The organism is Pseudomonas faucium (genome assembly GCF_021602585.1).
Taxonomy (GTDB): Bacteria; Pseudomonadota; Gammaproteobacteria; order Pseudomonadales; family Pseudomonadaceae; genus Aquipseudomonas; species Aquipseudomonas faucium.
The window spans coordinates 1-255 of sequence record NZ_BQIP01000084.1 but is presented as its reverse complement, the minus strand read 5'-3'; the positions used below and the strand labels follow the sequence as shown (position 1 = coordinate 255).

Below are 255 nucleotides of genomic sequence, written 5' to 3'. Positions count from 1 at the left end.
AGGCCCGGGAACGTATTCACCGCGACATTCTGATTCGCGATTACTAGCGATTCCGACTTCACGCAGTCGAGTTGCAGACTGCGATCCGGACTACGATCGGTTTTGTGAGATTAGCTCCACCTCGCGGCTTGGCAACCCTCTGTACCGACCATTGTAGCACGTGTGTAGCCCAGGCCGTAAGGGCCATGATGACTTGACGTCATCCCCACCTTCCTCCGGTTTGTCACCGGCAGTCTCCTTAGAGTGCCCACCATA

Annotated in this window: 1 rRNA gene; it reads right to left on the bottom strand. The window is 56.1% G+C overall.

Features of this window, described 5'->3' with window-relative positions:
* Positions 1 to 255: ribosomal RNA gene (locus tag L6D75_RS27265) — 16S ribosomal RNA — on the bottom strand; the annotation flags it as partial.